Here is an 11,790-nt window from a genome sequence, read left to right as displayed (position 1 = left end):
ATTCCGAACACGGAGAGAGACATGCAATTCACGACGCTGACGGTCACGGCCGAACGCCACCTCGCCACGGTCACGCTGAACCGTCCCGATGTGCGCAACGCGTTCAATGAAACGGTCATCGCCGAACTGACCGGCGCCTTCCGCGCGCTGGGCGATACGCCCGAGGTGCGCGCCATTGTGCTGACCGGCAATGGTCCGGCGTTCTGTGCGGGCGCCGACCTGAACTGGATGAAGAAGATGGCCGGTTACTCGGACGACGAGAACCGCGCCGACGCACTCACGCTGGCGCAGATGCTGCACACGATCTGGTCCTGCCCCAAGCCCGTGATTGCACGCGTGCAGGGCGACACCTATGCCGGGGGCATGGGCCTGGTGGCCGCCTGCGATATTGCAGTGGCGGCGGAGTCGGCGCACTTCTGTCTGTCCGAAGCGAAACTCGGCCTGTTGCCTGCGACGATCAGCCCATACGTGATTCGCGCGATGGGCGAACAGGCATCGCGCCGTTACTTCATCACGGCGGAACGTTTCGATGCAGCGGAAGCGCTGCGGCTCGGCTTTGTTCACGCGGTGGCATCGTCGCAGGCGCTGGACGAGAAAGTCGCCGAGATCGCCGCCACGCTGATCGGCAATAGCCCGAACGCGGTGCGCGAAAGCAAGCGGCTGGTGCAGGAAGTGTCCGGGCGCGAGATCGATGGGGATTTGCTGGCGGATACGGCGAATCGCATTGCATCGATTCGTGCATCGGACGAAGGACGGGAAGGGGTGCGGTCGTTTCTGGAGAAACGGGCGGCGAGCTGGAAGGTTTGAGTGTGTATTGATCTCCCCTCGGTTTTTTGCTCCCTCTCCCGCAAGGCGGGAGAGGGGTTGGGGGAGAGGGCAAGAGGCTCTGCTTGCTGACATATCGCATTTAGAACCGCTGGCCCTCTCCCCCGCCCCTCTCCCACTTCGCGGGAGAGGGGAGCAAACCAGCAGCGAGCAAGGGACAGCACAACAAATAAATGCCGAAAGTTAGCGTCCAAACGCCACACCCAAGTGACATGCAAACCACGAACGCCACCAACTTCGCGCTTCCTCTCCTAAACCACTGATAAACGACGCGCCGCGCGATATTTGCCAACCCCCAATGCCCCTCCCTACCATGAGCCTTTCCCAGACCGCGACTGCCCGGCACGTACTGCCGGTGGCGTGGCTCATGGTTATTCCAAGGAGGGTCCATTGACACATCCTGTCCCCCAGACACAGACGCTTGCCGCACGCAGTCAGCGTGCCGTGTGGCATCCGTGTACGCGCCTGCGGCCCGATGCGGCCAGCAATGAGCCGCCGCTGGCTATCGCCAGTGGTGACGGCCCGTGGCTGGTCGATACCGACGGCCATCGTTATTTCGACGCCATCAGTTCCTGGTGGGTCAATCTGTTCGGCCATGCCAATCCGCGCATCAACGCGGCGCTGACCGCACAACTGCAAACGCTTGAACATGTGATGCTGGCCGGCTGCACGCATGCGCCGGCGGTGGAACTGGCCGAACGGTTGTCCGCGCTCACCGGCCATGCACTCGGCAATGCGTTCTATGCCTCGGACGGCGCATCGGCAGTCGAGATCGCGCTGAAGATGAGCTTCCACTACTGGCGCAACACCGGCCTCGCCACCAAGCGAGAGTTCGTGTGCCTGCGCCATGGCTATCACGGCGAGACGGTCGGCGCACTGGCCGTCACCGACGTGGAAATCTTCCGCGATGCCTACGATCCGCTGACGCGACGCGCCCATGTGGTGATGTCGCCCGATGCGCGTCAGGCCGCGGGCGACGAAACCGCCGCCGATGTGGCCGCACGCGCGCTGGCCGAACTGGAAACCCTGCTGCGCGAGCGCGCGGGCCAGATCGCCGCGTTGATCGTCGAGCCGCTGGTGCAGGGCGCGGCGGGCATGGCGATGTACGACCCGTCGTATCTGGATGGTGCACGTGCACTGTGCGACCGCTATCGCATCCACCTGATCGCCGATGAAATCGCGGTAGGCTGCGGCCGCACCGGCACCTTCTTCGCGTGGGAGCAGGCGCGCGATGGCGAGCCCGTGCCCGCGCATGCATGGCCCGATTTCCTGTGCCTGTCGAAAGGCATTACCGGTGGCTACCTGCCGCTGTCGCTCGTGCTGTCGCGCCCGGAAATCCAGCGTGCATTTGTGGCCGATGACATCGCACGCAGCTTCCTGCATTCGCACTCGTACACGGGCAATCCGCTGGCGTGCCGCGCCGCGCTCGCCACGCTCGACCTGTTCGAGCAGGACAATGTGCTCGCACACAACCGCGACCGCGCACAGTGGTTGGCCGATGCGATGGCCGGTATTGCCGCCGATGCGCGCGTCAGCAGCGTACGCCAGCGTGGACTGATCTGGGCGGCGGATGTCGATGCCGATGCAGCCGGTGCGGACTTTGCCGCGCGCTTCCACATCGCCGCACGTGCACATGGCGTGCTGGCGCGTCCGATCGGCAACACGCTGTACGTGATGCCGCCGTACGTCTTCGACGCCGCGCTGGCGAACTGGCTCGGCGAACAACTGCTGGCGACGCTGCAATCCGTGCTTGGTCCGCAAAAACAGGAGACTCGCCATGCTGCTTGATCTCCTGCAACAGGCCGCCGCCGAGCGCGAGGCGCAGGCGCTGACGCGCCGCCGCCGCATTGCGCACACCGCCTGCGCGCCGCATCAGTCGGTGGGTGCCATCGATGCCGAACCGCAGCCGCTGCTGACGTTCTGCAGCAACGATTACCTCGGCCTCGCGAATCATCCTTCCATCGCGCATGCACTGGCCGAAGGCGCGCATCGCTATGGCGCGGGCAGTGGCGCCTCGCATCTGGTCAGCGGTCATTCGCTGGCCCATGCGCAGCTCGAACACGAACTCGCGCGCTGGCTGGCACCACATATCCCGCAGGCGCAGGCGCTGTACTTCTGCACCGGATACATGGCGAACCTGGCCGTGCTGACGTCGCTCGGCACCGCAGGCGCCACGCTGTTCTGCGAGACGCTGAACCATGCATCGCTGATCGATGGCGCGCGGCTGGCGAAGGCCGACGTGCAACGCTATCCGCATGACGACACCGCCGCGCTCGATGCATTGCTGCGGAACAGCGCGAGCAAGCTCAAGCTGATCGTCACCGACAGCGTGTTCAGCATGGATGGTGATATCGCACCGCTCACCGAACTGCTGGCGCTGGCCGAACAGCATGACGCGTGGATCATCGTCGACGATGCGCACGGTTTTGGCGTGCTCGGCGCGCATGGCCGGGGCGTGTTCGAACATCTGAACCTGCGCTCGGAGCGGCTGATCTACATCGGCACGCTCGGCAAGGCCGCTGGCGTGGCCGGTGCGTTCGTGGCCGCGCACGCGACGATCATCGAGCATCTGGTCAACACGGCGCGTCCGTACATCTACACCACGGCTGCGCCGCCTGCCGTGGCGCACGCGTTGCTGACCAGCCTCGACATCATCGCGGGCGAGGAAGGCGAGTGCCGTCGCGCGCATCTGGCCGATCTGATCGCGCAATTGCGCAACGGTCTGGGTGAACTGGCCGCGCAAGCGGGATGGACACTGGGCGAAAGCGAGACTGCCATCCAGCCGTTGATCGTCGGTGACAACGCCGCCGCGCTGGCGCTGTCCGCCGCGCTGGAAGCGGAAGGGCTCCGGGTCGGTGCGATTCGTCCGCCGACGGTGCCGGCAGGAACGGCGCGGCTACGCATCACGTTGTCGGCCTCGCATACGGAACAGGATGTGGCGCGCCTGGTCGATGCGATCGCACACCTGGTGCCGGCGCATGCCACATCCGCGCCACACAGGGAGGCCGCATGAGCCGAATCATTGAGAACCGGCCCGAGCGCTTTGCCTGTTTTGTGACCGGCACCGATACCGGCGTGGGGAAGACACACGCTACGGCCACGTTGCTGCATGCGCTGCATGGCGTGGGCTATAGCACCGTCGGCATGAAGCCTATCGCGGCAGGTGGCGAGTGGCTCGACGATGTGTGGCAGAACGACGATGTGGACCAGTTGCGCGCAGCGGGTTCGGTGATCGTGCCGCAGGACGAGATGTGCCCGTTCTTCTTCCGCACGCCAGCGTCGCCGCACCTGGCTGCCGCGCTCGAAGGGGAACGCATCACGCGCGGTCCGATCCGCCTGGCATTCGATGGCTTGCGTCGTCAGGCCGAAGCAGTGGTAGTGGAAGGTGTTGGCGGCTTTATCGTGCCGCTCGATGTGGGCGCGGCGCGCTGGAACACGGCCGATCTGGCCGTGATGCTGGACCTGCCCGTGATCATGGTGGTGGGCGTGCGCCTGGGCTGCCTGAGCCACGCGATGCTGACCGCCGAGGCGATCCGTTCGCGCGGCCTGCGGCTGGCGGGATGGATCGCCAACCGCATCGATCCGGACATGCTGCTACCCACCGAGAACATCGTCACGCTGCAGGATGCGCTGGACGCGCCGCTGCTTGGCGAACTGCCCTGGCAGGTGGCCCCGGCCGTCGCCGCGCAGCATCTCGATCTCAGGCCATTGCTGGACGGCCCGCAAGCCGCCGCATTCGCCACCACATCCGCGCAGCGTCAGATCTGACGCGCCCCACGAACAGAATACGAAATACCGATCATGACTCAAATCGCTCAAGAACAAACCGTCGCTTCCATCTCCGCCGATGCCCTGCGCCAGTCGGCACGCAACATCGCTGCCGCTGCGTCGAAGGACACCGATGCGTGGCGCGTGGACGATGTGGCCGCGCTGTTTGCGCTGCCGTTCAACGACCTGTTGTTCCGCGCGCAGCAAGTGCATCGCGAGAACTTCGACGCCAACACCGTGCAACTGTCCACGCTGCTGTCGATCAAGACCGGCGGCTGCGAAGAGGATTGCGGCTACTGCCCGCAGAGCGCGCACCACGATACCGATGTGAAGGCCGAGAAGCTGATGGAACTGGACGCCGTGCTCGACGCCGCGCGCGCCGCCAAGGCTAACGGTGCCACGCGCTTCTGCATGGGTGCCGCATGGCGCAGCCCGAAGGAGCGTCACCTGGAGCCCGTGATCGACATGGTGCGCGAGGTGAAGGCCATGGGCCTGGAGACCTGCGTCACGCTGGGCATGCTGAAGGCCGAACAGGCACAGCGCCTGAAGGATGCGGGCCTCGACTACTACAACCACAACCTCGATACCTCGCCGGAGTTCTACGGCAAGATCATCACCACGCGCACGTATCAGGATCGTCTCGACACGATCGGCCATGTGCGCGAGGCAGGCATCAACGTGTGCTGCGGTGGCATCGTGGGCATGGGCGAATCGCGCGCGGCGCGGGCGGGCCTGATCGCGCAACTGGCGAACATGGACCCGTATCCGGAGTCGGTGCCCATCAACAACCTGGTGCAGGTCGAGGGCACGCCGCTGGCGGGCACCGAAGCGCTGGACCCGTTCGAGTTCGTACGCACGATTGCGGTGGCACGCATCACGATGCCGCGCGCAATGGTGCGCCTGTCCGCTGGCCGCGAGGCCATGGACGAAGCATTGCAGGCGCTGTGCTTCATGGCCGGCGCCAATTCCATTTTCTACGGCGAAAGGCTGCTGACGACCGGCAACCCGCAGGCAGATCGCGACCGCGCACTGCTGGCACGCCTGGACATCCGCGCGGAAGGTTACGCGGGATAACAGGAGAGGGTTTGCCGATCTGAGGACGCTGGCTCGCCGACCGGAGACAACAAGGGAGGAGCCATGTTCAACAAGATCCTGATCGCCAACCGTGGCGAGATTGCCTGCCGGGTAGCGGCCACGTGCCGCCGCCTTGGCATTCGCACGGTGGCCGTGTATTCGGACGCAGACGCCGACGCACGGCATGTCGCGTTTTGCGACGAGGCCGTGCATATCGGCGGCCCGGCCGCGCGCGACAGCTATCTGCGCGCGGACCACATCATCGAGATGGCGAAGGAGACCGGCGCCCAGGCCATCCACCCGGGCTACGGCTTTCTTTCGGAGAACGAGGATTTCGCACGCGCCTGCGCGGAAGCGGGTCTCGTCTTCATCGGCCCGCCTGCCGAAGCCATCCACGCGATGGGCAGCAAGAGCGCGGCCAAGCAGTTGATGGAAAAAGCTGCAGTGCCGCTGGTGCCTGGCTATCACGGCGAAGATCAGGACGCCGCGCTGCTGCGGCGCGAGGCCGACGGCATCGGCTATCCGGTGCTGCTCAAGGCCAGCGCCGGTGGCGGTGGCAAGGGCATGCGCGTGGTGGATGCGGGCGAGGGCTTCGAGGCTGCGCTGGCATCGGTCAAGCGCGAGGCGCTGGCCAGCTTCGGCGACGACAAGGTGCTCGTCGAAAAATACCTGACGCGTCCGCGCCATATCGAGATCCAGGTGTTTGCCGATACGCTCGGCAACTGCGTCTACCTGTTCGAGCGCGACTGCTCGGTGCAGCGTCGCCATCAGAAAGTATTGGAAGAAGCGCCTGCGCCGGGCATGACTGAAGAGCGTCGCCGCGCAATGGGTGAGGCAGCCGTAGCCGCGGCGCGCGCCGTGGGTTATGTGGGCGCGGGCACGGTCGAGTTCATCGCCAATCAGGACGGTTCGTTCTACTTCATGGAGATGAACACGCGCCTGCAGGTGGAGCATCCGGTCACCGAAATGATCACGGGGCAGGACCTTGTGGAGTGGCAACTGCGCGTGGCATGCGGTGAAGCATTGCCGCTCACGCAGGAGCAATTGCGCATCGACGGCCACGCGCTGGAAGCGCGCATCTACGCCGAGAATCCGGAGAAGGGTTTCCTGCCATCCACCGGCACGCTGCGCTTCATGCGCACGCCGCCTGCGGTGCAGTTCATGCGCGGCGGCGATGCGCATGGCCCGGCGGGCGTGCGTATCGATGCCGGTGTGCGCGAGGGCGACACCATCAGCCCGTTCTATGATCCGATGATCGCCAAGCTGATCGTCTGGGGCCGCGATCGCGATGAAGCACTGCATCGCATGAGCCAGGCGCTGGCGCACTATCACGTGGTGGGGTTGTCGACGAACGTGGCGTTCCTGCAGCGACTGATCAAGTCCGACGCCTTCCGCACGGCCGATCTCGATACGGGTCTCATCGAACGCAATCAGGCCACGCTGTTCCCGCCGCAAAAATCGGCAGGCATCGAATCGATTGCGCTGGCTGTGGCCGCGTTGCTGGAGCGCGAGTCGAAAGAGCGGCGCATCGACGAGGCCGATCGGCATTCGCCGTGGACGCACGCCGGCAACTGGCGCCTCAATGGCCGCGATACGCGCACGCTGTATTTCGAAGCCGCGGGACACAAGCTGGAGGTCGTGCTCAAGGGCGATGTGCGCGATACGCGCAAGAGCACGCTGATTTACGCAGATCAGGCTGCTCCGTTCGCGTACACGTTCAAGGCCGACGACATCCGTGTTGACCTTGGCACGCGCCGCACGCACGGGCAGGTGCATCGCGAAGGCGATACCTTCCATGTGTTCCATGATGGCCGCCATACTGTACTCGGCTGGCTCGATCCGCTGCTGCATGCCGGCGAGGCAGAAGGCGAGGGCGGCAAGCTGACCGCGCCGATGCCCGGCAAGGTCATCGCCGTGATGGTGCAGCCCGGCAGCAAGGTGACGCGCGGCACCCCGCTGCTGGTGATGGAAGCCATGAAGATGGAACACACCATCGCGGCGCCGACGGACGGGGTGGTAAGCGAGGTGCTGTACGGCGTGGGCGAGCAGGTTGCGGAAGGCGCGCAGTTGCTGGCGTTTGCGGTTGAGGAAGCGGCTGGCGCCTGATCGCTCTCTCCCGTCTTGTTTTAGCTCCCCTCTCCCGCCTTGCGGGAGAGGGGCCGGGGGTGAGGCCCCGCGGTGCAATCACCAACAAGTCGCCATTTGCACCGCACACCCTCACCCCCACCCCTCTCCCACTTACGCGGGAGAGGGGAGCGCATAACAACGGGCGAGGGCACTTGGCGAGCCACGCGTTGTCGTGCGCTAACCGCCCACCGCCCGCCAACAACCAGAAGACAAGCGCATAATCGCCGGATAGCCCCACACAACAATGGAGTCGAGATGAAGTTGCAGTTGTACGTGCCTGATGGACGCTACGCGCCGTGGATCGAAGGATTTGCCGAGGTGTTGCCGGAAGCGCAATGCCTGACCTGGGAGGAGAGCCAGGGGCAGTCCGTGGACTACGCCGTGGTGTGGCGTCCGCCGCTGGAAATGCTGCGCGGCAGAACGGACCTCAAGGGCGTGTTCAACCTGGGCGCGGGCGTCGATGGCATTCTGCGCCTGCGCGATACGCATCCCGATGCGCTGCCTGCAGGCGTGCCCATCGTGCGTCTCGACGATGCCGGCATGGCTGCACAGATGAGCGAGTACGTGACCGCTGCCGTGCTGCGCTACTTCCGCAAGCTCGATGCCTATGATGCACAGCACAAGGCTGGCAACTGGAAATTCCTGAAGCCGCATCGTCGTGCCGATTTTACGATTGGCGTGATGGGCATCGGCACGCTTGGCTCGCATATCGCGCGTACGCTCGCCAGCTTCGGCTTCCCCGTGCGCGGCTGGAGCCGTTCGGAAAAAGCCGTGGAAGGCGTGCAGTCGTTCCATGGCGATGACGGACAGAAGACGTTTCTCGATGGCCTCAAGGTGCTCGTCAACGTACTGCCGCTGACGCCCGAGACCGAGGACATCATCGGCACGGATCTGCTGTACAAGCTGGCCCGGGGCGCCTACGTGATCAACGTGGCACGTGGTCCGCATGTGGTGGAGGAAGACCTGCTGGCGGCGGTACAGGATGGCCAGATCGCGGGCGCCACGCTGGACGTGTTCCGCACCGAACCGCTGCCGGCGGAGCATCCGTTCTGGCAGGAACCGCGCATCACGATCACGCCACATATCTCCGCGCTGACGCTGCGCGAAGACAGCATCGCGCAGATTGCGGACAAGATCCGGCTGCTGTCCGAAGGCGAGCCAATCGCTGGTGTCGTGGACCTGCAGCGCGGCTACTGAAAGCCCTGATCGAAGGCGCGGCCACCATGCCGCGCACGAGGAGATAACGATGACTATCCCCCAATACGTGAAGATCGTCGAAGTGGGGCCGCGCGATGGCCTGCAGAACGAGAAGGCGATGGTGCCCGCCGACGTCAAGGTCGCGCTGATCAATCAATTGACCGATGCCGGCTTCGTCAACATCGAAGCCGCATCGTTCGTCTCGCCGAAGTGGGTGCCGCAGATGGCCGATGGCGCCGAGGTCATGGCACGCATCGCGCGACGGCCCGGCACACTGTATTCGGTGCTCACGCCAAACATGAAGGGCTTCGAAGGCGCGGTGGCTGCCGGGGCCGATGAGGTGGTGATCTTCGGCGCGGCCAGCGAAGCGTTTTCGCAGAAGAACATCAACTGCTCGATTGCCGAATCGATCGCGCGCTTCGAGCCCGTGGCTGCGGCGGCGAAGGAAGCGGGCATGCGGCTGCGCGGCAGTATCTCCTGTTCGCTCGGCTGCCCGTATCAGGGCGACGTGCCGGTCAGTGCCGTGGTCGATGTGGTGCGCCGCATGCGCGAACTCGGTTGCGACGAGATCGATATCGCCGACACCATCGGTGTAGGCACGCCGACCAAGGTGCAGGAGGTGATGCGCGCGGTGTCGGCGGAATTCGCCATGGATCGTCTGTCGGGCCATTTCCACGATACGTACGGGCAGGCACTGTCGAACATCCTGGCAAGTCTGGAAGTTGGCATCGCCATCTTCCACGCATCGGTGGCGGGTCTTGGCGGATGTCCGTACGCGAAGGGTGCGACGGGCAATGTGGCCACCGAAGACGTGCTGTACATGCTGCACGGCATGGGCCTGCACACCGGCATCGATCTCGAAGCCGTGGTGCGCACCGGCGACTTTATCTCGCAGTCCATTGGCCGCCCCAACAGCTCGCGCGTGGGCAAGGCGCTGCTGACCAAGTGGGCGGCTGCTGCGCCTGCTACCTGCGTTTGAACGATAGACAAGACATGAGCCAGACATCCCCCGCACCCTCCCCCGCACTGCCCGAATCCGCGCAGCGCGTGGCCGATCTGCTCGCCGGCATCGGCCATGACCGTCCCGTCGTGATGCTGCCGGCCACCGGCAAGACCTCTGCCGAAGCCGCGGCCGGACTCGGCTGCAGCGTGGCCGAGATTGCGAAGTCGATCATCTTCCGTCGCGTGAAGGACGATGTGCCGGTGCTGGTGATCGCCAGCGGCAGCAATCGCGTGGATGAAGCCAAGGTGGCTGCGCGCGTAGGTCCGCTGGGCAAGGCCGATGCGAAGTTCGTGCGCGAGAAGACGGGCTATGCCATTGGCGGTGTCTGCCCGATCGGCCATGCGGTGGCGCCCGTGATGCTGCTCGACGCGGACCTGTTCCAGTACCAGAGCGTTTGGGCTGCGGCGGGACATCCGCACGCGGTGTTCAATCTCACGCCCCAGCAGTTGCAAGCCATGACCGGCGCGCCGGTGGTGGACGTGGCACAGGCGCCGCAATGACACCCGCACGGCGCAGGTTGCTGTCGGAACTGGTGCGCGGCGCGGCGGCGGCGCATATCGTCTCGCCCGTGCCATCGCCATGCCGCAGCATCTGCAAGATGGATCGCACGAGCGGCTATTGCGAAGGCTGCCTGCGTACCATCGAGGAAATTGCGGGCTGGTCCAAAGCCGATGACGTGGAGCGCCGCCGCATCTGGGCGCTGCTGCCGTCGCGCGTGACGCAGTTGTGCGAGGCAGGCAGCGAAGCATGATCGCGCTGCCCGACACCTTGCGCGTGTTCGAGCGCGGCTGGCTGTCGGCGAACAACGTGCTGTTCATCGACGATGCCACGCAGGACACGACCCTCGTCGATACGGGGTACGTGACACACGCCGCGCAGACCGTGGCGTTGGTGGAAAACGCGCTCGATGGACGACCACTGCGCCGTGTCATCAACACCCATCTCCATTCCGATCATTGCGGCGGCAACGCGGCGCTGCAGGCGCGCTGGCAACCGGTGACGTCGATCCCGGCTGCGGAAGCGCCAGCGGTATCGATATGGGACGACGATGCATTGAGCTTTGTCGCTACGGGGCAGCAGTGCACGCGCTTCACGTTCGATGATGTGCTGCGCGACGGGGATACATTGTGTCTCGGTGGCATCGACTGGCAGGTTATCGCCGCACCGGGGCACGATCCCCACGCCGTGATGCTGTTCGCGCCGCAATCGCGCATCCTGATCTCCGGCGATGCGTTGTGGGAAAACGGCTTCGGCGTGATCTTCCCGGAGTTGGACGGCGAGAGCGGCTTTGCCGAACAGGCAGCGATCCTCGACTGCATCGATACGCTCGACGCCCGCATCGTGATCCCCGGCCATGGTCGGGTATTCGATGATGTGGCGCAGGCGGTGACTCGTGCGCGCAGCCGGCTGGAGTATCTGCGCAGCGATCCACTGCGCAACGCGACGCATGCGATCCGCGTGCTCGTGAAATTCAAGCTGCTCGAAGCGCAGACGATTTCGCGAGAAGACCTGTTTGCGTGGTTTGCCGGGACGCCGCTGATGCAGCGGGTGCGATCGCGTTATGTGGCGGCGCAGTCGATGGAAGCGGTCTTCGATCAGGCGATGAAGGCGCTTGAGAGGGTGGGGGCGTTAATGAAGGATGGGAATCAGATCGCCAATCGGGATTGATTGAAACCGCTATCCCTTGGTTATGCGTTTCCCTTCTCTTGGTTTTGCTCCCCTCTCCCATGAAGTGGGAGAGGGGCTGGGGGTGAGGGCAAGCGGTGCAAGCAGCCACCATCGGCAAGCAGAACCGC

Annotated in this window: 11 protein-coding genes; all 11 read left to right on the top strand. The window is 64.9% G+C overall.

The genetic code is table 11. The annotated features are described in order from the left end of the window. The first annotated feature begins 21 nt into the window (after positions 1–21). The 11 genes from ABDB81_RS20320 to ABDB81_RS20270 all read left to right on the top strand — a co-directional run bounded on the left by ABDB81_RS20320 (position 22) and on the right by ABDB81_RS20270 (position 11,662). Positions 22–807 carry an enoyl-CoA hydratase/isomerase family protein gene (locus ABDB81_RS20320; protein WP_346813209.1) on the top strand — a complete coding sequence of 262 codons (786 nt, stop codon included), beginning with the start codon at positions 22–24 and terminating at the stop codon, positions 805–807. Positions 808–1,215: 408 nt separating this feature from the next. Beyond that, on the top strand, positions 1,216–2,613 hold the full coding sequence (gene bioA / locus ABDB81_RS20315; protein WP_346813208.1) for an adenosylmethionine--8-amino-7-oxononanoate transaminase: 1,398 nt from the start codon (positions 1,216–1,218) through the stop codon (positions 2,611–2,613). After that, positions 2,603–3,838: an 8-amino-7-oxononanoate synthase gene (gene bioF, locus ABDB81_RS20310; RefSeq protein ID WP_346813207.1), complete on the top strand. Its 1,236-nt coding sequence runs from the start codon at positions 2,603–2,605 to the stop codon at positions 3,836–3,838. The genes bioA and bioF overlap by 11 nt, the downstream gene beginning before the upstream one ends. Beyond that, entirely contained in the window at positions 3,835–4,593 is a 759-nt protein-coding gene (gene bioD, locus ABDB81_RS20305; RefSeq protein ID WP_160471195.1) for a dethiobiotin synthase, read from the top strand. The genes bioF and bioD overlap by 4 nt, the downstream gene beginning before the upstream one ends. A gap of 33 nt (positions 4,594–4,626) precedes the next feature. Then, positions 4,627–5,667 carry a biotin synthase BioB gene (gene bioB / locus ABDB81_RS20300; protein WP_160471197.1) on the top strand — a complete coding sequence of 347 codons (1,041 nt, stop codon included), beginning with the start codon at positions 4,627–4,629 and terminating at the stop codon, positions 5,665–5,667. A gap of 63 nt (positions 5,668–5,730) precedes the next feature. Then, positions 5,731–7,773 (top strand): acetyl/propionyl/methylcrotonyl-CoA carboxylase subunit alpha, encoded by a 2,043-nt coding sequence (locus ABDB81_RS20295; protein WP_137923586.1) that lies wholly within the window; start codon positions 5,731–5,733, stop codon positions 7,771–7,773. 276 nt (positions 7,774–8,049) lie between these two features. Further along, positions 8,050–8,991, top strand: a complete 942-nt coding sequence (locus ABDB81_RS20290; protein WP_346813203.1) for a glyoxylate/hydroxypyruvate reductase A — start codon at positions 8,050–8,052, stop codon at positions 8,989–8,991. 49 nt (positions 8,992–9,040) lie between these two features. Next, complete coding sequence (locus ABDB81_RS20285) at positions 9,041–9,970, top strand: hydroxymethylglutaryl-CoA lyase (protein WP_160471203.1); 930 nt, start codon at positions 9,041–9,043, stop codon at positions 9,968–9,970. Positions 9,971–9,984: 14 nt separating this feature from the next. Further along, complete coding sequence (locus ABDB81_RS20280) at positions 9,985–10,494, top strand: YbaK/EbsC family protein (protein WP_137923583.1); 510 nt, start codon at positions 9,985–9,987, stop codon at positions 10,492–10,494. Beyond that, on the top strand, positions 10,491–10,745 hold the full coding sequence (locus ABDB81_RS20275) for a DUF1289 domain-containing protein (protein ID WP_137923582.1): 255 nt from the start codon (positions 10,491–10,493) through the stop codon (positions 10,743–10,745). The genes ABDB81_RS20280 and ABDB81_RS20275 overlap by 4 nt, the downstream gene beginning before the upstream one ends. Beyond that, entirely contained in the window at positions 10,742–11,662 is a 921-nt protein-coding gene (locus ABDB81_RS20270; RefSeq protein WP_346813197.1) for an MBL fold metallo-hydrolase, read from the top strand. Before ABDB81_RS20275 ends, ABDB81_RS20270 begins: the two co-directional genes overlap by 4 nt. The last annotated feature ends 128 nt before the right edge of the window (positions 11,663–11,790 follow it).

Origin of the sequence: Cupriavidus sp. DL-D2 (assembly GCF_039710735.1) — a bacterium.
Classification (GTDB): Bacteria; Pseudomonadota; Gammaproteobacteria; order Burkholderiales; family Burkholderiaceae; genus Cupriavidus.
The sequence above is the reverse complement of the archived record's forward strand: the minus strand, read 5'-3'. Positions and strand labels throughout refer to the sequence as shown.